Origin of the sequence: Streptomyces sp. NPDC018029 (genome assembly GCF_044327655.1) — a bacterium.
Lineage (GTDB): Bacteria > Actinomycetota > Actinomycetes > Streptomycetales > Streptomycetaceae > Streptomyces.
In genome coordinates, this window is the sequence record NZ_JBIRFV010000011.1 from 143,165 (window position 1) to 165,033 (window position 21,869).

Here is a 21,869-nt window from a genome sequence, read left to right on the forward strand (position 1 = left end):
GTGGCTGGGGCGCCGGTCGCGACTTCCCCGGCTCGCACCGTCGGCTTCCCTCTCCGCCCCGCCCCATCCGCCTCCGTCCCCGCGTGCGGCACGGGGGGCTCTTTCTTGACCTGCGACGTCCCGCTCGGGTAGGAGCACCGAGCCCGCCGCTCCGCGGCGGATGTCTCCCACCCACCCACCCGTTTGCCCTGCGACGTCCTGCGGGGTAGGGGCGGGTGGGTGGGGGTTGCCCTGTGACGTCCTGCGGGGGTTGGGGCGGGTGGGTGGGTCTGCCCCGTGGCGTCCTGCGGCGGTTGGGGCGGGTGGGTGGGGATTGCCCCGGGACGCAGCTGCCGCGCAGGGGGGGGCAAAAGGCGGGGTACCCCCGCCGGGCCGCAGCTGCCGCGCAGGGGAGCGAAGGCGGGGAAGCCCCACCGGGCCGCAGGCGCACGCGCGCCCGAGGGGACGTGGGGGTATGTGCGAACGGAGCACCGAGCACACTCTGGCGCCTTTGGACTTGAGGCGCGGCGCAGGGATGGCGAGTACGCACATACCCCCGCGGCCCCGCCCCACAGACGAACAGAAGGCGAACCCCCCACAAGGCGAACGACGCCAGAACCCGCCCGCCCACAGACGAAGCAAAGGCGCCCCCCACCCAAGGCACCCCCGCCAGAACCCGCCCCGCCGACGCACCAAAAGCAAGACGGCCCGCCCAAGGTGGGCTACCCCCGCAGCGCCTCCTCCACCCCCCGAGCCACCCCCGCCGCCCGCTCCCCCGGCAACGGAGCCCCCTCCGGACCCGTCACATAGAACGCGTCCACCGCATTCGCCCCCAGCGTCGACACATGCGCACTCCGCACCACCACCCCCGCCTCCTCCAGCGCCCGGCCGATCCGGTGGAGGAGGCCGGGGGCGTCCTGGGCCCGGACTTCGATGACCGTCGCGAGGCGCGAGGCCGCCGGGGCCACCGTCACCCGGGGCGGCGGCGCGACCGTCCCCCGCCGACGGGGATAGGCGGCGTCCCGCTCGGCGAGGCGCCCGGCGATGTCCAGGGACCCGTCGAGCGCGCGCACCAGATCGGCGCGGAGCCGCGTGGCCTGCGGCAAGGACCCGTACTCCGCCGCGACCCGCCAGTTCAGGAGGAGCACAGAGCCCTCGACGCCCGCCACGCCCTCGACACCCACCGGCGGCCCCGCCTCCCGCAGCTCCGCGGTCCGCACCGCGAGCCGGTGCAGCGCGAGCACCCCCGCCACCGCGGCCAGCACCCCCGGCTGCTCCGGCACGGCGACCATCAGTTCTACTCCCAGCTGCTCCACCCCCGGCTGCTCCACTCCCAGCTGCGCCACCCCCAGCGGCTCCGACTCAGCCGCCTCGGCCGGCGGCTCCCCCTCCGCCCGCGCCCGCAGGGCCAGCACAGGCCCGCCCGTACGGAACGCCTCCACGGCGAGCCGCTCCTGCTCGGCCGTGGGCGCCGCTGCCTCGGGGTCCGGGGGCTCGTCCCCGGCGAGCACCGCACCCACCCGCTTCACGAGGTCGGCGACCAACGCCCCCCGCCACGCCGACCAGGCGGCGGGCCCGGTGGCCAGCGCGTCCGCCTCGGTCAGCGCGTGCAGCAGCTCGAGCGTCCCCGCGGACCCCACCGCCTCGGCGACGCCCCGCACCGTCGCCGGATCGTCGAGGTCGCGCCGCGTGGCCGTCTCGACGAGCAGCAGGTGGTGGCGGACCAGGCACGCGACGACCGCCACGTCCCCCGGGTCGAAGCCGATCCGTGCCGCGACGTCCCGGGCGATGATCTCTCCGGCCACCGAGTGGTCCCCGGGCCAGCCCTTGCCGATGTCGTGCAGCAGCGCGGCGACGAGCAGCAGGTCGGGCCGCCCCACCCGCCGGGTGAGCTCGGACGCGCGCACCGCCGTCTCGACGAGATGCCGGTCGACCGTCCACGTGTGGACGGCGTTGCGCTGCGGCCGGCACCGCACTCGCTCCCAGTCCGGCAGGAGCCGGGTGATGAGCCCCTCCGCTTCCAGCGCCTCCCACACGGGGACCGTCGGCCGTCCCGCGCCGAGCAGCGTCACGAGCTGTTCGCGTGCCTCGGCGGGCCACGGCGTGGGCAGGTTCCCCGCCGTGGCGGCCAGTCGCCGCACGGCGTGCAGGGACAGCGGCAGCCCCGCCTGGGCGGCGGCCGCGGCGGCGCGCAGCGGCAGCACGGGGTCCCGTTCGGGCCGGGCGGCGAGCGCGAGCACGGCCTCCCCGTCGTGCTCCACGACCCCCTCGGCGAGCGGCGACCGCTCGGCCGCGGTCCCCCGGCCATCCCCGCGACTGCCCCCGCGGCCGGCTCCCCGGCCCCCGAGCATCGCCCGCAGCCGGGGCCGCCCGGACCGCGCCCGCAGGACGCGCCCCACCTCGCGCCAGGTGACGTCGCCTGCGTACGAGACGACGCGCGCGGCCTCGTACACCTGCCGCAGCAGGGTGTCCGCGTCCAGCAGGCCCAGCTCGGCGGCGACCTGGTCCTGTTCCTGGAGGGCGAGCCGGTCGGTGGCGCGGCCCGTCGTCAGGTGCAGCGCGTCGCGTACGTCGAGGAGGCGCCGCCGGGCGTCGGCGAGTCCCTCGCGGGGCGCGTCCGCCAGCCATGACGCGGCGACGGCCCGCAGCGCGGTCACATCGCGGAGCCCGCCCCTGGCCTCCTTCAGGTCGGGTTCGAGCAGGTGGCCCAACTCGCCCTGCCGCTCGGCGCGTTCCTCGCAGAGTGCGCGCAGCTCGGGCAGTCGTTTCGGCGCCTGGTTGCGCCAGTCGGCGAGCACGGCCGTGCGGAGCGCGGCGGTCAGTCCGAGGTCTCCGGCGACATGCCGCGCGTCGAGCAGGCCGAGGTGCACCTTGAGGTCCTCGCCGGCCGTCTTCCTGGCCTCCGCGGGTGTGCGCACGGAGTGGTCGAGGGCGAGCCCGAGGTCCCAGACGGGGTACCAGAGGCGGTCGGCGAGCGCGGCCACCTCGGCCGGGTCCGCGCTCCCGTCGTGCAGGAGCAGGAGGTCGAGGTCGCTGCGCGGCGACAGCTCACCGCGGCCGTAACCGCCCACCGCGACGAGGGCTGCGCCCCGCGGCACTCCCACGGTCCCGTCCCCGCCGCGGCCCCCGGCACGACCTCCCGTACGGCCCCCGCCGCGGCCCCCGGCCTGGAAGAGCCCGGCCAGCCAGTCGTCCGTCAGCTCGGCGAGGGCGGAACGGCGCGGCGGCCCGGACCGCGACTCCTCATGGAGGAGTCGCAGCCGGGCCGCCGCGTAGCCGCTGGGTCCGGAGTCTTCCGGTTTCGATTCGGTACCTGCGTCCACACTCGTCACCCAGCAGCTCCTGTTCAGTCCCGCTCAGTCCCGCACAGTTCCGTTCCGTCCCGCCCCGTCAGTTCTCCGGCCCCGCGCCTCACAGCGCGTCGGGCCCCCGCTCCCCGGTCCGCACCCGGACAGCCGTGTCGACCGGCACGCTCCAGACCTTGCCGTCCCCGATCTTGCCGGTGCGGGCGGCCTTCACGACGACCTCCACGAGCTCTTCGGCGTCGTCGTCCTCCACGAGCACCTCGATGCGGATCTTCGGCACGAGGTCGACCGTGTACTCGGCGCCCCGGTAGACCTCGGTGTGGCCGCGCTGCCGTCCGTAGCCGCTGGCCTCGGTGACGGTCAGGCCCTGCACACCGAAGGCCTGCAGCGCTTCCTTGATCTCGTCGAGCCGGTGCGGCTTGACGACCGCGGTGATGAGCTTCATGCGTCCACCTTCTTGTTCTTCTGAGCCTGCGCTGCCGCCGTGCCCGGGACCGGTCCGGGGACGGGCGTACGCGGAGCCGTACCCCCGCCCGCCCCGCTGAAGTCGTACGCGGTCTCGGCGTGTTCGACCTGGTCGATGCCCCCGACCTCGTCGTCCTCGCTGACCCGCATGCCGATCGTCTTGTCGATGAGGAGGGCGAGCACGGCGGAGGCGACCAGGGAGTACGCGAAGACCGCCCCGACGCCCGCGAGCTGCTTCCACAGCTGTTCGAGGCCGCCTCCGTAGAACAGGCCCTTCGCTTCCGACTGGCCGCCGCCGGTGGCGAAGAAGCCGACGAGGACCGAGCCGGCGACGCCGCCGACCAGGTGGACGCCGACGACATCGAGGGAGTCGTCGTAGCCGAACTTGAACTTGAGTCCGACGGCCATGGCACAGAGCAGACCGGCGATGACACCGATGGCGATGGCCCCGAGCGGCGAGCAGGAGCCGCCGGACGGGGTGATGGCGACGAGGCCGGCGACGGCGCCCGACGCGGCGCCCAGCGTGGTGAACGCGCCGTGCCGGATCTTCTCGTAGACGAGCCAGGCGAGCATCGCGGCGGCGGTGGCGACCTGCGTGTTGACGAACATGAGCGCGCCGACGCCGTCGTCGTTGCCGAGCCACGAGCCCGCGTTGAAGCCGAACCAGCCGAACCACAGCAGGGCCGCGCCGAGCATCACGAGCGGCAGCGAGTGGGGCCGCATCGGGTCCTTCTTGAAGCCGACGCGCTTGCCGATGACGAGGATCACGCCGAGCGCCGCGGCTCCGGCGTTGATGTGCACGGCCGTGCCGCCCGCGAAGTCGATGACGCCGAGCTCGAAGGCCCAGCCGCCGGTGCCCCACACCCAGTGCGCGACGGGGAAGTACACGATGGTGGCCCAGAGGGCGACGAAGAGCGCCCAGGCCGTGAACTTGACGCGGTCCGCGAGGGCGCCGCTGATCAGCGCCGGCGTGATGATGGCGAACATCAGCTGGAACACGGCGAAGACGTAGACCGGGATGGTGTAGCCGTCCCAGAGCTGGTTGACGCCGAGGCCGCTGAGCCCGACGTAGTCGCTCTCCCAGCCGAAGAGGCTGCCGTGGTCGGTGCCGAACGCGACGGAGAAGCCGTACAGCACCCAGAGGATGGTGACGATCCCCAGGCTGATGAAGCTCATCATCAGCATGTTCAGGGTGCTCTTGACGCGGACCATGCCTCCGTAGAAGAAGGCGAGTCCCGGCGTCATGAGCATCACCAGGGCGGAGCAGATGAGCATGAATCCGGTGTTGGCGGCAGACAGCTCGGGGGCGTCTGCGGCGATCGTGATGCCTGGGGGCATCGGCGTCTCCTCGCTGTGGGGCCGGTTGTGCGCCAGACATTGGCGCAGCGCGGTTTCGGCGGGGGCGCCTCGGTGTTTCGCCGCAGTGACGAAGACGTCGTACGTGTTACGCGTCCATGAACTCGCGGGTCGCGCGGGGTGCGGTTTCCTGCCCTGCGCGGGGCGTGAGAACCGGCCGCGGCGGCCATCCGGCTGACCTGGCATGGGGGGAGCCGAGTCGGGCTGTAAGGGATGGTCCGGCCGCGGCCGGGGCCGGTCGTGCCGGGGGTCAGACCGCCTCCGCGGTCTCCGGCATCTCGATGGCGAGCCGCTCGGTGAGCTGCACGACCTCGGCGACGTCTCCGAAGTCGCGGACGGCCGTGTCGACGGTCTTGCGCAGGCGGGTGTTGACCCGCTCGGAGCGGACCTTCTTGGCGATGTCGAGGGCCTGTCCGGCGAGGAGAGTGCTCTGCTCGGGCTCGCGTTGCAGCAGGTGGACGGTGGCTTTGCCGATGAGGTTCAGCGCATACGAACGCTGGTGCTCGGGGTCCGCCTCGAAGAGCTCCACCGCGCGGTCCATGACGGGCTCGGCGAGCGAGGCGTAGGTGGGGCTGCGGCCTGCCACGTAGGCCAGGTCGCGGTACGAGTGGGCGTTCTCCCCGTTCAGTTCGGCCTCGGAGAAGAAGCGGATCCAGTCCGGCTCGGGCTCGGTGAAGTCCTCGGCGTCGGCGAAGGTGTCCTCGGCCATCCGCACGGCCCGCTTGCACTTGCCGGGCTGCCCCATGCTGGCGTAGGCCCGGGCCTCCATCGCATACAGCATGGCCTGGGTGCGCGGTCCGGCGCAGTCCCGGCTGCCGTACTGCGCGAGGTGGATGAGTTCGAGTGCGTCCTCCGGGCGGCCGAGGTGGATCATCTGGCGGCTCATGCTGGAGAGGATGTACGACCCGAGGGGCTTCTCGCCCGCTTCTTTGGCGGCGTGCAGGGCGAGGACGAAGTACTTCTGGGCGGTGGGCTGGAGTCCCACGTCGTAGCTCATCCAGCCCGCCAGCTCGGCGAGCTCGCCCGCGACCTTGAAGAGGCGCTTGGAGGTGGCTTCGGGCTGGGGCTCCTGCAGCAGATCCGTCACTTCGTGCAGCTGTCCGACGACGGCCTTGCGGCGGAGCCCTCCCCCGCATTGGGCGTCCCACTGGCGGAACATCACCGTCGTGGACTCCAGGAGGTCCAGCTCCGGCTTGGAGAGCCGCGCCGGGCGGCGCGACGCGGCGGGCTCGGGGTCCTGTCGCGGGGACGAGGGCGAGGGCACGAGCCAGCGCTGCATGGGCTCGATGAGGGCGGGGCCCGCGGAGAGCGCGAGCGAGGTGCCGAGGAAGCCGCGGCGGGCGAGCATCAGGTCGCTGCGCGAGAACTCACTGATGAGGGCGACCGTCTGCGGACCGGTCCAGGGCAGGTCGACCCCGGAGGAGGCGGGCGTGCGGTGGGCCGCTCGCAGACCCAGGTCCTCGACGGCGACGACGCAGCCGAACCGCTCGGAGAACAGTTCGGAAAGGATGCGGGGAATCGGCTCGCGCGGATTCTCGCCGTCCAGCCAGCGGCGCACCCGCGAGGTGTCGGTGGAAATATGATGAGCACCCAACTGCCGCGCCCTGCGGTTCACTTGGCGGGCCAGCTCGCCCTTCGACCAGCCGCTGCGCACGAACCAGGACGTGAGCATCTCGTTGGGGCGCTTCTCGGTGCTTGTGGCGTGCGTGCCGCCTCCACCGTTGCCGCTCACTGGAACGCCCCCATCCCTCATGCCACTTGCACGCTGTCCACGCCAAGCCCTAACAGAATGCCGCGCCTTGCGGCCGCCCGTCCGGAGAATGTCACCCGTCGAACAGGAAACCGACTTGCCTCCGGCATACCCGCGAGTGCTCGAACTCCCAGGGCCATGTACCGAAAGTAATCCTACGATCACGGGTCCGGCGAGGGCGATTGCGGAAACGCCACCATTCGCCACCCCTTCGAATGAACTCCCTTGCGGCGACAAGCGATTCACTTGACATAGGTCGACGGAAAGTGGGCGGAGCGGAGTGCACAGGGGCGCACAACGACCGGCGCACCACCGTGAATGCATCGAGCGCCGCCTCAAGGACAGCCGGTCACGAACCGATTCCGTCTCGTAACCGCTGCACGCGCGACACGTTGGAGGGGGCATGGGCTTCACGATCGGCGGCATCCGGGGAACCGACAGGCCCCGGACCGGATCACGGCGGCGCGGCCGCACGGCGGACTGCACCGCGGTGGCGGAGTACACCGGCCTGTGGGGCTGGGCCGCGGTGCCCGGCGCGCGGGCCGTGGACGGCACCTGTTCGTGCGGAGCCACCGCCTGCCCGGCCCCCGGCGCCCACCCGCTGGGCTTCGCGCCCGAGGTCCCGGCCGGGGCCACCCTCGACGAAGTGGCGGACGCCTGGGCGGAGTTCCCCGGCGCAGCCGTGCTGCTGCCGGTGGGCCGCGCCTTCGACGTGATCGAGGTGGCGGAGACCGCGGGGCGGCGCGCCCTGGTCCGGCTGGAGCGGATGGGGCTCCCCCTCGGGCCGGTGGCGGTCACGCCGGACGGCCGGGCGCAGTTCTTCGTCGCCCCCGGCGCCGCGGCCGGACTCCCCCAGCTGCTCTACCGCATGGGCTGGGACGGCGCCGACCTGGACCTGCACGGCCTCGGCCGTGGCGACCACATCACCGCGCCACCGTCCGACCGCGGCGGCCTCGGTCCGGTCCGCTGGCTCCGCTCCCCGGCCCTCGACACGGCGACGAACCCGCCCGAGGCGCGGCTCCTCCTCGGCACCCTGGCGTACGTGGCACACCGCTCTCCCGCGTAGCGCCCCACGACGGAAGGGCCCCCTCGCATCTGCACCGTGCGAGGGGGCCCTTCACCTGCGTACGAGAGTTCGGGAGCCTCAGTCCCCGATGAGGGCGTCCACGAACGCCTCCGGCTCGAACGGCGCCAGGTCGTCCGCGCCCTCGCCGAGGCCGATCAGCTTGACCGGCACGCCCAGTTCGCGCTGCACGGCGACGACGATGCCGCCCTTGGCCGTGCCGTCCAGCTTGGTGAGGACGATGCCCGTGATGTCGACGACCTCGGCGAAGACCCGCGCCTGCACCAGGCCGTTCTGCCCGGTCGTGGCGTCGAGGACGAGCAGCACCTCGTCGAGCGGGGCGTGCTTCTCGACGACGCGCTTGACCTTGCCGAGCTCGTCCATGAGACCGGTCTTGGTGTGCAGCCGGCCCGCGGTGTCGATGAGGACGACGTCCGCTCCCTCGGCGATGCCCTCCTTGACCGCGTCGAAGGCGATGGAGGCGGGGTCGCCGCCCTCGGGGCCGCGGACCGTGCGGGCGCCGACGCGCTCGCCCCAGGTCTGCAGCTGGTCGGCGGCGGCGGCGCGGAAGGTGTCGGCGGCGCCGAGGACGACCGAGCGGCCGTCGGCGACGAGGACGCGCGCGAGCTTGCCGGTGGTGGTGGTCTTGCCGGTGCCGTTGACCCCGACGACCATCACGATGCCCGGCGTCTCCAGGCCGGACTCGGTCTTCACGGTGCGGTCGAAGTCCGTGCCCGCGCCCGTGCCGAGGAGCGTGATGAGCTCCTCGCGCAGCAGGGTGCGCAGCTCGTCCGGCGTGCGGGTGCCGAGCACGCGGACGCGCTCGCGCAGCCGCTCCACGAGCTCCTGGGTGGGCGCGACACCGACGTCCGCGGTGAGCAGGGTGTCCTCGATCTCCTCCCAGGTGTCCTCGTCGAGGTGCTCACGGGACAGCAGCGTGAGCAGTCCCTTGCCGAGCGCGTTCTGCGAGCGGGAGAGCCGGGCGCGGAGCCGGACCAGACGTCCTGCGGTGGGCTCGGGGGTCTCGATCTCCGGCGCGGCCGGTTCTTCGACGACCGGCTCCTCGACCACGACCGGCGCGGTGGCCGACGGCTCGACGAGCGGGAGTTCCACCTCCTCGATCGTGCGGCGCGGTTCGTCGCGCGGCGTCTCGGCCTCGTCGCCGACCTTCGGTTCGGCGGGAGGGGCGGTGATGGTGGGCGCGGAGGGCGGGGCCTGCGGGGGCAGCTGCTTCTTCTTGCGGCTGCCGATCACGAGCCCGCCGAGCGCGCCGATCACGACCACGGCGATGACTACAGCAAGGATGACGATTTCCATAACCCGTCCAGTATCGGCCATGGCCCCCGGAGAGGCCCAGATTGTGTTTTCCTCCAAAGAACATATGCCCCGGGAAGGCACTACTCGGATTAAAGTACGATGGAGCTCTCTGCATCAACGCGCGTAGAGTCCATCGCGATCAACCCCCACCGACGGATCGCGATGATGCGAGCCGAGCGAGAGGCACGGACCCACCCCCATGAGCACCACCGCCGAATCCGAAGGCGCCCTTGAGACGCGCGGCCTTGAGCCCGTCCCGGACGCCGAGCGCACGGGCAAGACCCGCGAACTGTTCCCCACCTGGGTCGCGGCCAACATCAGCGTCCTGCTGCTCACCATGGGCGCCGGCCTGATCGTGTCCAACGGCCTGAACTTCTGGCAGGTCCTGGTCGTCGCGCTCGTCTCGCCCCTGCTGAGCTACGGCATGGTCGGCCTGATCTCCGTCGCCGGCAAGCGCGGCGGCTCGCCGGGCATGACGCTCTCGCGCGCGGTCTTCGGCCAGCGCGGCAACCTCTTCCCGGGCGCGCTGATCTGGGTCGCCCGCTGGGGCTGGGAGACGATCAACGCGGTCACCGGCGCGTACGCGATCATCACGGTCCTGGACATCTGCTTCGGTGTGAAGTCGAGCACCTGGCTGACCGTGGTCACGCTCGTCGCCTTCGTCACCTGCACGTTCCTGATCAGCGGCCTCGGCCGGAAGATCCTGCACATCTGCAGCACCTGGTCGACGTACGCCTTCGGCGCGTTCAGCGTGCTCGTGCTCATCTACCTCCTCGCCGAGACCGACTGGTCCGCCGTCTTCGACAAGCCCGCGGGCTCCACGGCGATGATGGTCGCGGGCGTCGGCACGATCGCCGCCGGCGGCATCAGCTGGGTGCCCACCGGCCCCGACTTCACCCGCTACATCCCGCGCAACGCCTCGAACAAGCCGCTGGTCGGCCACGCGGTCGGCGGCGCCGCCATCGTCGTCGTCCCGATGGTCCTGATGGGCGCCGTCATGGCGGTCTCCGCGCCGAAGCTCTCCACCGCGCAGGACCCGGTCTCCTTCCTCGGCTCGCTGCTCCCGACGTGGATCGCGGTGCCGTACCTGATCATGGCCCTGGTCGGCATGCTGCTGATCAACTCGATGTCGATGTACTCCGCGGGCTTCACCGCCATGACGCTCGGCATCAAGGTCCCGCGCGCCTGGGCCGTCAGCGTGAACGCGATCATCAGCCTCATCTTCGGCTACATCCTGATGAACGTGGCGACGAGCTTCATGGGCTCCTTCATCTCCTTCCTCACCCTCCTCGCGGTCGCGTTCTCCGCCTGGATCGGCGTCTTCGGCATCGACATGCTGCGCCGCAAGACGTACGACGGCGAGGCCCTGATGGACACCAAGCGCACCAGCGCCTACTGGTACAAGGCCGGCTTCGCCTGGCAGGCCATGACGGCGTGGGCGATCGCCCTGGTGGTGGGCCTGCTCTTCACCAAGGTCGACTGGTTCAGCGGCCCGCTCGCCACGTCCTGGCTCGGCCGGCACGGCCTTGGCTGGCTCATCACGATCATCGTCGCGGCCGTGCTGTACGCGGTCCTGCCGAAGTCGCCGCTGGTGGAGCGGGACGCGGTGGCCGGCAAGGGCGGCGACGACACCGAGCTGGTCTCCGCCTGATCCTCGCCAACTTCCCGACGGGCCCATCCAACTCCCGTACGAGGGTATCCATCTGATATCGCGTCAGCTAACGTCCCCCTTCGCCGCCCACGCACGGTGAAGGGGGACGTTTCCATGCCCGCCACAGTCGTACGTTTCAACCTCGTCGATCCCGCGGCGACGCCCGCCTCGCTGAGTGAGCGCTACCGCACCGCCCTGGAGATGGCCGCCTACGCCGACGACCGCGGCATCTCCACGGTCCAGACGGAGGAGCACCACGGCGCGGAGAACAACTGGATCTCCTCGCCCTTCACGTTCGCGGGCGCCGTCTTCGGCGCCACCCGGCGCATCTCGGTGACGGTCTCCGCGGTCATCGGGCCGCTGCACGATCCGCTGCGGCTCGCCGAGGACATCGCCGTACTCGACCTGCTGAGCGCGGGACGCCTGGTCACGGTGGCGGGCATCGGCTACCGGCCGGAGGAGTACGAGCAGGCGGGCGTCGACTGGAAGAGCCGCGGAAAGCTCCAGGACGAGCTGTTGGAGACGCTGCTCCAGGCGTGGACCGGCGAGCCGTTCGCCTTCCGCGGCCGCACGGTGCGCGTCACGCCGCGCCCCTTCACCCGGCCGCACCCGCTGCTGCTCGTCGGCGGCTCGTCGAAGGCGGCGGCCCGGCGGGCGGCCCGGCTCGGCCTGCCGTTCTTCCCGAGCGCCCATCTGCCGGAGCTGGAGGCGTACTACAACGAACAGCTCGCGGCGCACGGCACCGAGGGCTGGACGATGATGCCCGCCGCCGAGACCCATCTCCTGCACATCGCCGACGACCCGGACGACGCCTGGGCCAAGCACGGCGAGCACTTCCTGCACGAGGCCCGCACCTACGCCTCCTGGCAGTCCCGCGACATCCGCTCGGCGGTGAAGTCGACGGCCACCACGGTGGAGGAGCTGCGCGCCGAGGGCGTCTACCGGATCCTGACGCCCGACGAGTGCGTGGCGTACGCGAAGGGCGGCGCCGACAGTCTCATCCTGCATCCGCTCTCCGGCGGCATGCCCGTCGACGAGGGCTGGCGCAGCCTGCACCACTTCTGCGAAAACGTACTGCCCCGGCTCAAGGACAAGTGAGCACGAGTCCTTGAACCGGGGCAGCTTCCTGGAGAGGAGGGGGCAGCGGGGGTTTAGCCCATCTCCTCCAGGGCCTTGCCCTTCGTCTCCTTGACGAACTTCATGACGAAGGGGATCGAGATCGCGGCGAAGGCGCCGTAGATGATGTACGAGCCGGTCAGGGACCACTCGGACATGCTCGGGAAGGTCTTGGTGATCGCGAAGTTGGCGAGCCACTGGGCGGACGCGGCCACACCGAGGGCGGCGGCACGGATCCGGTTCGGGAAGATCTCGCCGAGCAGCACCCAGACGACCACACCCCAGGACAGGGCGAAGAAGAGCACGAAGGCGTTGGCGGCGATGATCGCGGTCAGGCCCTGCGCGTTCGGCAGCGAGACGTTGTCACCGGAGCCGGTCTTGTACGAGAACGCCCACGCCATGGTGAAGAGCGCCGCCGCCATGCCCGCGGAGCCGATGATGGCGAGGGGCTTGCGGCCGATGCGGTCGACGAAGATCATCGCGATGACCGTGCCGACGATGTTCACGATCGACGTCTCGAACGAGTACAGGAACGAGCTGGACGGGTCCTTGCCGATCGACTGCCACAGCTGGTTCGAGTAGTAGAAGATCACGTTGATGCCGACGAGCTGCTGGAAGACCGAGAGCCCGATGCCGATCCACACGATCGGCAGGAAGCCGACCTTGCCGAGCAGGTCCTTGAAGGACGGCTTGTGCTCCCTGTGCAGGCCCTTCTCGATCTCGTCGACGCGCGCGTCCAGGTCGATGGTGTGGCCCTCGACCTCGCCGAGCACCTTCTTGGCCTCGGTGTGGCGGCCGGCGGAGATCAGGAAGCGCGGCGACTCGGGGATGATGAAGGACAGCAGGCCGTAGAGCAGCGCCGGGATGACCATGACGCCGAGCATCCACTGCCAGGCCTCAAGGCCCATCAGCTTGCCGCGCTGGTCGCCGTCGGCCATGTTCAGGATGCCCCAGTTGACCAGCTGGGAGACGGCGATGCCGATGACGATGGCCGCCTGCTGGAACGAGGCGAGCCGGCCGCGGTAGGCGGGCGGCGCGACCTCGGCGATGTACGCCGGGCCGATCACCGAGGCCATGCCGATGCCGATGCCGCCGATCAGGCGCCACATCGTGAGGTCCCAGGCCGCGAAGGGCAGGGCCGAGCCGACTGCGCTGGCCGCGAAGAGGACGGCGGCGATCTGCATGCAGCGGATGCGGCCGATGCGGTCGGCGATGCGTCCGGCGACCGCGGCACCCACGGCACAGCCCAACAGCGCGGTGGCGATGATCCAGCCGAGCATGTTGGCGTCGACGTCGAAGCGGTGCTGGATGGCGACGGTCGCGCCATTGATCACCGAACTGTCGTAGCCGAAGAGGAAGCCACCCATCGCGGCCGCCGCCGTAATGAAGATGACATGGCCGAGATGGTCCGGGTGGGCCTCTCTGGCTCCGGACTGGGGCGCCTGCGATGTGCTGGTCACGTGTACTCCTCGGGCCACCGGCAGCGCTGCCGGGGGTGGGGGCGAGCTCTTCAAGTGGCGCACAACTTCACGCCGCCCACCACCTGAAGGTAAAAGCAACGTTGCAGAGACTATGCCTTCAAGTTTCGAAGTCAATAGGTGGGCTGCTGTGAATTTGAGGGCACTCTGGAGCCGCTTGTGTTCAAGTCTTGAAGTCCTGAAGGGAGGGCTAGCGGAGGCGCTGGCTGATGACCTTGGAGACGCCGTCACCCTGCATCGAGACGCCGTACAGCGCGTCGGCGACCTCCATCGTGCGCTTCTGGTGCGTGATCACGATGAGCTGCGAGGCCTCCTGCAGCTCCTGCATGATGCGGATGAGCCGCTGCAGGTTGGTGTCGTCGAGCGCCGCCTCGACCTCGTCCATCACGTAGAACGGACTGGGCCGCGCCTTGAAGATCGAGACGAGCAGCGCCACGGCCGTCAGCGAACGCTCGCCTCCGGACAGCAGCGAGAGCCGCTTGACCTTCTTGCCCGGCGGCCGGGCCTCGACGTCGATGCCCGTGGTGAGCATGTTGTCGGGATCGGTCAGGACGAGCCGTCCCTCACCGCCGGGGAAGAGCCGCGAGAAGACACCTTCGAACTCCCGCGCCGTGTCGTAGTAGGCCTCCGTGAAGACCTGCTCGACGCGTTCGTCGACCTCCTTCACCACCTGGAGGAGGTCGGTCCGTGTCTTCTTCAGGTCTTCGAGCTGCTCGCTCAGGAACTTGTGGCGCTCCTCAAGCGCCGCGAACTCCTCAAGGGCCAGCGGATTCACTTTTCCGAGCTGCTGATACGCCCGTTCGGCTGACCTGAGCCGCTTCTCCTGCTCCTCGCGGACGAACGGCACCGGCTGGTTGCGCGGGTGCAGCGGGTCGTCGGGCAGCTCCTCCCCTTCGGCGGGGGGCGAGGGCGGCACGGGCTGGTCGGGGCCGTAGTCGGCGACGAGTCCCGCCGGTTCCACACCGAGTTCCTCCAGCGCCTTGGTCTCCAGCTGCTCGATCCGCAGCCTCTTCTCGGCACCGAGTACCTCGCCGCGGTGAACGTAATCCGTGAGTTTGTCGAGTTCGGCCTTGAGATCACGGCCCCGGGCGCGCTCGGCCACCAGATCCCGCTCCCGCACCTCCTTGGCGCGCTCGGCGGCGGTCCGCTCCTCCTGCGCGCGTACGAGGGAGACCTCGACGTGGGCGAGCAGCTGACGCCCGCCGGAGGCGACGGCCCCGGCGACCGCGGCCTCGTGGCGCAGCCGCGCCCTGCGCTGCTCGGCACGCGCGCGTGCCTCGCGTTCGGCGCGCGCGGCGCGGTCCAGGGAGTCGGCGCGGCCCGCGAGGGCCTTCACCCGCTCCTCGTGCGTACGGGCCTGGAGCCTGGCCTCCATCTCGGTCTGCCGGGCGTTGGCACCGTCGGCGGCGAGCCGGTCGCGCACGGAGGTGTCGGGCTCCTCCTCGGCGCCGGCGGGGGACGCCTCCTCGGCGACGGCGAGCCGCTCGGCGAGCTCCTCGGCCTCCTCGACCGCCTTGTCCAGCGCGTCCTGGGCCTTGACCGCGGCCGCGGTGCTCCGCTCGGCCTCGCCCGCGGCGCCCCGCGCCTGCCCGGCCAGCCGCCCCAACTGCTGCGCCACGGACGACTTCTCCCGGTCGGCGGCCCTGCGCCGCTCCCCCAACTCCTCGACGAGCGCGGCACATTCCTTGCGCCGCTCCCCGGCGCTCCGCTGAGCCTCCGCCAATTCCTCGCACTGAGCGGCCAGTTGCTCCAGCTCGGCGGCGGCCTCGTCGACGGAAGCCTGCACTTCGAGCAGGCTGGGCGCGCCGGCGGACCCGCCCTGCGCGAAGTGCGCCCCGAGCAGGTCCCCTTCGGCGGTGACGGCGGTCAGCTCCGGGTGCGCGTAGACGAGATCCTCGGCGTCCTCCAGCGTGCCGACGGCGACGATCCCGCGCAGCAGCCGCCGCACCGCGGGCATCAGCTCGTCGGGCCCCCGCACGAGGTCGGCGACGTACGGCGGCCCGCCGGGACGCTCCGGCTGTACGTCCTCGGGGGCGCCCCCGAGCAGCAGCGCGGCCCGGCCCGCGTCCTGTTTGCGGAGCAGCCGGATGGCGTCGGCGGCCGTGCCGGGACCGTGCACGGCGATGGCGTCGGCCCCGGCGCCGAGCGCGGCCGCGACGGGCACCTCGTAGCCGGGGGCGACGGTGAGCAGGGTGGCGGCGGGGCCGAGCAGGCCGGTGAGCTGGTCCTTGGCGGCGAGCAGCGCGCCGGTGCCGTCCTTGCGGCGCAGGCCGAGCGCGAGCGCCTCGTGCCGGGCGGCGACCGCGGCCCGCCTGCGCTCGGCGCCGGTCGCCGCCTCCCGCGCCGCGGTGAGTGCCGCCTCGGCCTCGGCGAGCTCCCGCTTCGCCGCGTCGTGCCGCTCGCCGAGCTCCGCGTCGTCCGCGTCGAGCCCGTCGACCTCGGCCTTGAGCTGCTCGTACTCCTCCTGGGCCGCGACCGCGCGCTCGGCGGCCTCGTCCCGCGCCACGGTGAGCCGGTCGATCTCGGCCTGGGCGGACGCGGCGCGCGAGCGGGCCGCGTTAACCTGTCCGGTCAGCCGTGCGAGGCCCTCGCGCCGGTCGGCGATGGCCCGCGCCACGTCCTTGAGGCGGCGCTCCTCGGCCGCCAGCTGCCGTTCCAGTTCGGCCCGGTGGGCGACCGTGTCGTCCAGGGCGTGCTCGGCGGCCTCCAGGGCGGCTTCGAGCTCGGCCTCCTGTTCGCGGATCCGGGCGGCCTCGCGCTCCATGTCCTCGGGGTCGCGGCCGCGCCGCTCCTCGGGGGGCGCGGCGGTGGCGCTCTTGACCCGGGCCTCCGCCAGCGAGACGGTGCCGCGCACGCGCTCGGCCAGCTGGGACAGCTCGTACCAGGTCTGCTGGGCCCGCTGGAGCCGCGGGGTGAGGCGCCGCACTTCTTCTTCCAGCTGGGCCTCGCGCTGCACGGCGGCCTTCAGCTCGGCCTCGGCGGCGTCCTTGCGTTCCTTGAGCGCGGCCTCGTCGGCGATCTCGGCGTTCAGTGCCTCGCGCAGCCGTACGAGGTCGTCGGCGAGCAGTCGCAGCCGGGCGTCGCGCAGGTCGGCCTGGATGACGGCGGCCCTGCGGGCGACGGCGGCCTGCCGGCCGAGCGGTTTGAGCTGACGCCGCAGCTCGTCGGTGAGGTCCTGCACGCGCGCGAGGTTGGCCTGCATCGCGTCGAGCTTGCGCAGGGCCTTCTCCTTGCGCTTGCGGTGCTTGAGGACGCCCGCGGCCTCCTCGATGAACGCGCGGCGCCCCATCGGGTCGGCGTGCAGCACCCCGTCGAGCTGCCCCTGGCCGACGATGACGTGCATCTCGCGGCCGATGCCGGAGTCGGAGAGCAGCTCCTGGATGTCGAGGAGGCGGCAGGTGTCGCCGTTGATCTGGTACTCGCTGCCGCCGTTGCGGAACATGATCCGCGTGATGGTGACCTCGGCGTACTCGATGGGCAGGGCGCCGTCGGAGTTGTCGATGGTGAGGGAGACCTCGGCGCGGCCGAGCGGGGGCCGCCCGGTGGTGCCGGCGAAGATGACGTCCTCCATCTTGCCGCCGCGCAGGGATTTGGCGCCCTGCTCGCCCATGACCCAGCTGAGCGCGTCCACGACGTTGGACTTGCCGGAGCCGTTGGGTCCGACGACACAGGTGATGCCCGGTTCGAACTTCAGCGTCGTCGCCGACGCGAAGGACTTGAAGCCGCGCAGGGTCAGGGCCTTGAGATGCACGCCGTCGGACTCTACCTTTCGCTGACAGTTTCACCGATGAAGGTGCAGGGCACATCAGACGGTAAAGAGACCACGGTAAAGAGAGCAGCGTACGCCGGGGCAAAGCAGGGCCGAACCGGGCCCGGTCCGGGCAAGGGTCCGGGCAAGAAAGAAGGGACGCCGAAGCGTCCCTTGCAGATCTGGACAAGCGGCTGACACGACAGCCTGACCACTTGCTTAGTACGGGCCTTTACGACAAGGCGAGGCCCATATGTTCGTCATCGGATAGGGATCAGGTGAGCGCAGGCTCCGCCTGGGGTACGTCGATGCTCTCCAGGAGCGATTCGTGAGAAGCGGCAGCCGCCAGCGCGTCGTTCTCTGCCTGGATCCGAGTGAGCTCGGACTCCAGGTCCTGGACGCGCTGCTGGAGCCGTCGCATCTCGGCGAGGAGTCGCGGGTCGCTGCCGCCGACGTAACCGAGAAGCGCCTTTGCCATGATGGATGGTCCTCCACACTGAGTGACCGACCGAAGCGGTGTGGGTCGTGAGGGATTCGCACCCGCGGTGCTTGGCACTTGTTGTTTCGCTGGGTCTTGCTGGCCGTTCTCACATGCCAAACAGCTAAGGTGCGCGGGGCTTCCAGAGTCTCACCAAAAAGTTTGACGGTCAACACGATCACGCCCCGTATTGGCGGGCGACCCGGGGGCGCGCGGCCTCTGAACGGGCGGCGCTGCTACTCCTTCGGGGCCCTGGGGGCGTGGAGATCATCCTTACTCGGGGAGCCTGCCACGGCAAGCCCTTCTTGGCAACCACCAGGCTTTTTCTGCCTCAGGCAGTTGCCCGGGACACACGTCCGGCGCCATGCCGCTCGCTCCTCACCGCGTTCCCGCGGGTCACGGTCACCGGATGGCGAAGGTCTCGTATATGCCACGTGGTGTGTCCCAGATCTCGGTGACACCGTCCACTCGCCCGGGTGTGTCGCCCTCGCGGAGCCAGTCGAGCAGTTCCTGGCAGCCGGTCCGGGGGCCCTCGGCGACGACCTGCACGCGGCCGTCCTCCAGATTGAGAGCAAAACCACTCAGGCCGCCGATCTCCAGCGCCTTGGCCCGCGTGAACCAGCGGAATCCCACGGCCTGCACGCGTCCCCGCACCCAGGCGGTGAGTCGCACGTCATCGTTCATGAGTGCACGCTAACCGGCCAATTGCTCTGGGAGCACTTCGTCCCCATGCGTCATCGCGTACAGTCCCGAATCGATGAGCCTCACTCATACGAGTGAGTCACGTTGATCGCAGGAACGAAAGGCCAGGAGATGGGACGCCACCGACGCTCCGGCGCTGGACCGGCCGCCGCCACCCCTGAGGACCACCCCGGGACGGTGTCGCACCGCCGCAGGGGCCGCGCCGCCACCCCGGTGCGCACGGGGCTGCTCGGGGTCTCCGCCGCCGTCGCGATGGGCGCCGTCGCGGTCGCCGCGGGCGTGCTCCCGGGCAGCGACAACTACCGCCTCGGCGGCGGGGGCGAGCCAGGCGAGGTGCGTTCGGCGGCTGTCCCGACCGAGGTGGACGCCCAGGGCGGCTCGGGCGCCGAGGCCGACCGCGCCGAACCGTCGCCGAGCCGTGGCACCCACCGCTCCGAGACGCCGAGGTCCACCCCCTCCAAGGCCGACCCGAAGCCCTCGAAGACGCCGTCCGAGAAGCCGTCGAGGCAGGCCACCAAGAAGCCTGCTCCCGCCGAGAAGCCGACGCCGCCCCCGTCCCGTACGCCCGAGGAGAAGCCCAAGGCTCCCCCGGCGAGCTCGCAGTCGTCGTCCGGCGAGAGCGCCGCGGAGGCCGCGGTGCTCACGCTGGTCAACCAGGAGCGGGCCAAGGTCGGCTGCCGGCCGGTGCGGGCCGACGACCGGCTCGCGGCGCTGGCCGGCGACTTCAGCGCCGACATGGCGGAGCGGGACTTCTTCGACCACACGGACCCGGACGGCGCGACGCCGTGGGACCGCGCCGAGAAGGCCGGCATAGCGGACCTGGGCGGCGAGAACATCGCCCGCGGCCAGGCCGACGCCCGATCCGTGATGGCCGCCTGGATGAACAGCGAGGGCCACCGCGCCAACATCCTCAACTGCGACTACAAGACCCTGGGCGTCGGCGCGCACTTCGCCCCGGGCGGCCCGTGGTGGACGCAGGACTTCGGCTTCTGAACCCGGCCCCTTCTGAGTCCAACCCTTCCGGGCTCGCCCCTGCCAGTCAGCGCTAACTATTCGAAAGCGCTGTGTGGGCGTATCGTGTCGGCATGGAATCCACCGACCTGGCGTACGACGTGTTCTCCCGGCAGTGTCCGTCGCGGGGCACGCTGGAGCACGTCACCGGGCGCTGGGGCGCGCTCACCCTCGGCGCGCTGCACGACGGCACCTTCCGCTTCAACGAGCTGCGCCGCCGCGTCGACGGCGTGAGCGAGAAGATGCTCTCCCAGACCCTGCACGCGCTGGAGCGCGACGGTCTCGTGCACCGCGACGCACAGCCCACCAACCCGCCGCGCGTGGACTACCGGCTCACTCCGCTGGGCCGCGAGGTCGCCGAGCGCCTGCTGGCCCTGATCCGCTTCGTGGAGAGCCGGCAGGACGACGTGCTGCGGGCCCGGGAGGCCTACGACGCGGCGCGCGGCGGCCGCTGACAGCGCGGGCAGAAGTAGCTGGACCGGTTCATCCAGGGGCGTCGGCGGATCGGGGTGCCGCAGCGGCGGCACGGCTCGTTCTCCCGGCCGTAGGCGTCCAGGGACCGGTCGAAATAGCCTGATTCGCCGTTCACGTTGACGTAGAGGCTGTCGAAGCTGGTGCCGCCGACGGCGAGGGCCGCGTTCATCACGTCCCGCACGTGGCCCAGGAGTTCGGCGGTGCGCGGGCGCGTGAGGGTGCCGGTGGGCCGTTCGTAGTGCAGCTTCGCGCGCCACAGCGCCTCGTCCGCGTAGATGTTGCCGACGCCGCTGATCAGCGACTGGTCGAGCAGCGCCCGCTTGATCGTCGTACGCCGGCGGCGCAGCGCGACGTGGAAGGCCTCGTCGTCGAACGCGTCGTCCAGCGGGTCCCGCGCGATGTGCGCGATCACGTCCGGGAGCCCGTCGGGGGTGTTGTCGTGGAGCGAGAGCCCGCCGAAGGTGCGCTGGTCGACGAAGCGGAGCTCGGTGCCCTGCGCATCGGCGAAGCGGACGCGGATCCGCAGGTGCTTCTCGTCGGGGGCGTCGTGCGGCTGCACCAGCAGCTGACCGCTCATGCCCAGATGGGCGAGGACCGACTGCGCGGAGTCGGCGAGGGGCAGCCACAGATACTTGCCGCGCCGCTGCGCGAGCCCGATCCGGTGCCCCGCGAGCCGGTCGCCGAAGTCGGTGCCGCCCGCCACGTGCCGCCGGACCGCACGCGGATGCAGGACCTGCACGTCCGAGACGACCCGCCCGCTGACCCAGCGCTCGAGGCCGCGCCGGACGACTTCGACTTCGGGCAGCTCGGGCACGGGGCTCCTCGACGGGGTGCGCGGGGGTGGGAATCGGCAGCGTATCGCGTGGCCCACGGCGGCCGTGACGCCCCCTCGGCACCGTCGGGGCCTGCGCGTGAGCCCCCGCAGGACCGAGGTCCCGCGGGGGCTCACAAGGGAAGAAGGTGTCAGGCCGGAGCGGCGTCCGAAGCCGAGGGGGTGTCGGCGGTCCCCTCCGCTTCCGCCGCGGCCTCAGCCGCCTTGGCGCGCTCGTCCGCTGCCGCGCGAATGGCGCGCCAGGCGGACTCGGCGGCCTGCTGCTCCGCTTCCTTTTTGCTGCGGCCGGTGCCGGTGCCGTACGAGACGCCTCCGACGCGGGCGGCAGCAGTGAAGGTCTTCTCGTGGTCGGGGCCGCTCTCCGTGACGAGATACTCGGGCACGCCGAGGCTCTCCGTCGCGGTGAGCTCCTGGAGGCTGGTCTTCCAGTCCAGGCCCGCGCCCAGGTTCGAGGACTTCTCGATCAGCGGGTCGAAGAGCCGGTGCACCAGCTCACCCGCAGCGTCCAGACCCTGGTCCAGATAGACCGCGCCGATCACCGCTTCAAGGGTGTCGGCGAGGATGGATGCCTTGTCCCGGCCTCCCGTGCCCTCTTCGCCCCGGCCGAGCCGGATGAAGGAGCCGAGTTCGAGGCCGCGGCTGACCTCCGCCAGCGCACGCGAATTGACCACCGCGGCCCGCAACTTGGCCAGCTGGCCTTCGGGCAGGTCGGGGTGGGTGCGGTACAGCGTGTCCGTGACGACGAGGCCGAGCACGGAGTCACCGAGGAACTCCAGACGCTCGTTCGTCGGCAGGCCGCCGTTCTCGTACGCGTACGAACGGTGGGTCAGCGCGCGCACCAGAAGGGCGGACTCGAGCTTGTACCCGAGCCGCCCTTCCAGAAGCGTGTGGGACGAGGCCGTTGTCTCCGCCAATTTCTTGGCGTCTTCCGCCTTCTTGGGGCTAGACACGGTGCCTCTCACCAGCCGCTCAGACCTCGAGGACCTGGCGCTTGTTGTAGGTGCCGCAGCTCGGGCACGCGATGTGCTGCTGCTTGGGCTCCTGGCAACGCTCACACGAAACCAGGGTGGGGACCGCAGCCTTCCACTGCGACCGGCGGTGGCGCGTGTTGCTGCGCGACATCTTCCGCTTCGGAACAGCCACG

The 21,869-nt window shown here is 71.5% G+C and carries 17 protein-coding genes; 5 read left to right on the forward strand and 12 right to left on the reverse strand.

Annotated elements, in window-relative coordinates; all coding sequences use genetic code 11:
• Positions 1 to 701: 701 nt before the first annotated feature.
• The 4 genes from ACH4D5_RS30705 to ACH4D5_RS30720 form a co-directional block, all read right to left on the reverse strand.
• The gene (locus ACH4D5_RS30705) at positions 702 to 3,311 is read right to left on the reverse strand and encodes a [protein-PII] uridylyltransferase (RefSeq protein WP_398308691.1); all 2,610 of its coding nucleotides are present in this window, start codon (positions 3,309 to 3,311) and stop codon (positions 702 to 704) included.
• 79 nt (positions 3,312 to 3,390) lie between these two features.
• Complete coding sequence (locus tag ACH4D5_RS30710) at positions 3,391 to 3,729, reverse strand: P-II family nitrogen regulator (protein ID WP_398308693.1); 339 nt, start codon at positions 3,727 to 3,729, stop codon at positions 3,391 to 3,393.
• Complete coding sequence (locus tag ACH4D5_RS30715; protein WP_398308695.1) at positions 3,726 to 5,087, reverse strand: ammonium transporter; 1,362 nt, start codon at positions 5,085 to 5,087, stop codon at positions 3,726 to 3,728. The genes ACH4D5_RS30710 and ACH4D5_RS30715 overlap by 4 nt, the downstream gene beginning before the upstream one ends.
• Positions 5,088 to 5,355: 268 nt before the next feature.
• A complete protein-coding gene (locus ACH4D5_RS30720; RefSeq protein ID WP_398308697.1) occupies positions 5,356 to 6,837 on the reverse strand; it encodes a hypothetical protein in 1,482 nt (493 codons plus the stop codon).
• A gap of 421 nt (positions 6,838 to 7,258) precedes the next feature.
• Here ACH4D5_RS30720 and ACH4D5_RS30725 point away from each other — a divergent pair, with 421 nt between their 5' ends.
• Entirely contained in the window at positions 7,259 to 7,921 is a 663-nt protein-coding gene (locus ACH4D5_RS30725; protein ID WP_398308699.1) for a bifunctional DNA primase/polymerase, read from the forward strand.
• A 78-nt stretch (positions 7,922 to 7,999) separates the two neighbouring features.
• Here the strand turns inward: ACH4D5_RS30725 and ftsY are convergent, their stop codons facing one another.
• A complete protein-coding gene (gene ftsY / locus ACH4D5_RS30730) occupies positions 8,000 to 9,235 on the reverse strand; it encodes a signal recognition particle-docking protein FtsY (protein WP_398308701.1) in 1,236 nt (411 codons plus the stop codon).
• Between the two features lie 199 nt (positions 9,236 to 9,434).
• Between ftsY and ACH4D5_RS30735 the strand changes: the two genes are divergently transcribed.
• Positions 9,435 to 10,886, forward strand: a complete 1,452-nt coding sequence (locus ACH4D5_RS30735) for a purine-cytosine permease family protein (protein ID WP_398308703.1) — start codon at positions 9,435 to 9,437, stop codon at positions 10,884 to 10,886.
• 114 nt (positions 10,887 to 11,000) lie between these two features.
• The gene (locus tag ACH4D5_RS30740; RefSeq protein WP_398308705.1) at positions 11,001 to 11,984 is read left to right on the forward strand and encodes an LLM class flavin-dependent oxidoreductase; all 984 of its coding nucleotides are present in this window, start codon (positions 11,001 to 11,003) and stop codon (positions 11,982 to 11,984) included.
• 53 nt (positions 11,985 to 12,037) lie between these two features.
• Here ACH4D5_RS30740 and ACH4D5_RS30745 read toward each other — a convergent pair whose 3' ends face one another.
• The 4 genes from ACH4D5_RS30745 to ACH4D5_RS30760 form a co-directional block, all read right to left on the reverse strand.
• Complete coding sequence (locus ACH4D5_RS30745) at positions 12,038 to 13,462, reverse strand: sugar porter family MFS transporter (protein WP_398308707.1); 1,425 nt, start codon at positions 13,460 to 13,462, stop codon at positions 12,038 to 12,040.
• A gap of 208 nt (positions 13,463 to 13,670) precedes the next feature.
• Positions 13,671 to 17,231 (reverse strand): chromosome segregation protein SMC, encoded by a 3,561-nt coding sequence (gene smc, locus ACH4D5_RS30750; protein WP_398308709.1) that lies wholly within the window; start codon positions 17,229 to 17,231, stop codon positions 13,671 to 13,673.
• 271 nt (positions 17,232 to 17,502) lie between these two features.
• On the reverse strand, positions 17,503 to 17,706 hold the full coding sequence (locus ACH4D5_RS30755; RefSeq protein WP_362998111.1) for a hypothetical protein: 204 nt from the start codon (positions 17,704 to 17,706) through the stop codon (positions 17,503 to 17,505).
• Between the two features lie 402 nt (positions 17,707 to 18,108).
• Positions 18,109 to 18,390: an acylphosphatase gene (locus ACH4D5_RS30760; protein WP_398308711.1), complete on the reverse strand. Its 282-nt coding sequence runs from the start codon at positions 18,388 to 18,390 to the stop codon at positions 18,109 to 18,111.
• A 129-nt stretch (positions 18,391 to 18,519) separates the two neighbouring features.
• On the opposite strand from ACH4D5_RS30760, the gene ACH4D5_RS30765 reads away from it, so the two are divergent.
• Positions 18,520 to 19,401 (forward strand): CAP domain-containing protein, encoded by an 882-nt coding sequence (locus tag ACH4D5_RS30765; RefSeq protein ID WP_398308713.1) that lies wholly within the window; start codon positions 18,520 to 18,522, stop codon positions 19,399 to 19,401.
• Between the two features lie 92 nt (positions 19,402 to 19,493).
• Positions 19,494 to 19,874, forward strand: coding sequence for a winged helix-turn-helix transcriptional regulator (locus ACH4D5_RS30770; RefSeq protein WP_398308715.1), 381 nt, complete (start codon positions 19,494 to 19,496; stop codon positions 19,872 to 19,874).
• Here ACH4D5_RS30770 and mutM read toward each other — a convergent pair.
• The 3 genes from mutM to rpmF all read right to left on the reverse strand — a co-directional run bounded on the left by mutM (position 19,847) and on the right by rpmF (position 21,868).
• Positions 19,847 to 20,707: a bifunctional DNA-formamidopyrimidine glycosylase/DNA-(apurinic or apyrimidinic site) lyase gene (gene mutM / locus ACH4D5_RS30775; protein ID WP_398308717.1), complete on the reverse strand. Its 861-nt coding sequence runs from the start codon at positions 20,705 to 20,707 to the stop codon at positions 19,847 to 19,849. The two genes, ACH4D5_RS30770 and mutM, sit on opposite strands and share 28 nt — an antisense overlap.
• 149 nt (positions 20,708 to 20,856) lie before the next feature.
• Positions 20,857 to 21,687 carry a ribonuclease III gene (gene rnc, locus ACH4D5_RS30780; protein ID WP_362998121.1) on the reverse strand — a complete coding sequence of 277 codons (831 nt, stop codon included), beginning with the start codon at positions 21,685 to 21,687 and terminating at the stop codon, positions 20,857 to 20,859.
• Between the two features lie 7 nt (positions 21,688 to 21,694).
• Positions 21,695 to 21,868: a 50S ribosomal protein L32 gene (gene rpmF, locus ACH4D5_RS30785; RefSeq protein WP_026165248.1), complete on the reverse strand. Its 174-nt coding sequence runs from the start codon at positions 21,866 to 21,868 to the stop codon at positions 21,695 to 21,697.
• Position 21,869 lies beyond the last annotated feature (1 nt).

Coding starts and splice junctions, on each gene's coding strand:
- ACH4D5_RS30710 (WP_398308693.1), bottom strand. CDS start 3,729: ATGAAGCTCATCACCGCGGTCGTCAAGCCGCACCGGCTCGACGAGATC.
- ACH4D5_RS30715 (WP_398308695.1), bottom strand. CDS start 5,087: ATGCCCCCAGGCATCACGATCGCCGCAGACGCCCCCGAGCTGTCTGCC.
- ACH4D5_RS30725 (WP_398308699.1), top strand. CDS start 7,259: ATGGGCTTCACGATCGGCGGCATCCGGGGAACCGACAGGCCCCGGACC.
- ftsY (WP_398308701.1), bottom strand. CDS start 9,235: ATGGAAATCGTCATCCTTGCTGTAGTCATCGCCGTGGTCGTGATCGGC.
- ACH4D5_RS30735 (WP_398308703.1), top strand. CDS start 9,435: ATGAGCACCACCGCCGAATCCGAAGGCGCCCTTGAGACGCGCGGCCTT.
- ACH4D5_RS30740 (WP_398308705.1), top strand. CDS start 11,001: ATGCCCGCCACAGTCGTACGTTTCAACCTCGTCGATCCCGCGGCGACG.
- ACH4D5_RS30755 (WP_362998111.1), bottom strand. CDS start 17,706: ATGGCAAAGGCGCTTCTCGGTTACGTCGGCGGCAGCGACCCGCGACTC.
- ACH4D5_RS30760 (WP_398308711.1), bottom strand. CDS start 18,390: ATGAACGATGACGTGCGACTCACCGCCTGGGTGCGGGGACGCGTGCAG.
- ACH4D5_RS30765 (WP_398308713.1), top strand. CDS start 18,520: ATGGGACGCCACCGACGCTCCGGCGCTGGACCGGCCGCCGCCACCCCT.
- ACH4D5_RS30770 (WP_398308715.1), top strand. CDS start 19,494: ATGGAATCCACCGACCTGGCGTACGACGTGTTCTCCCGGCAGTGTCCG.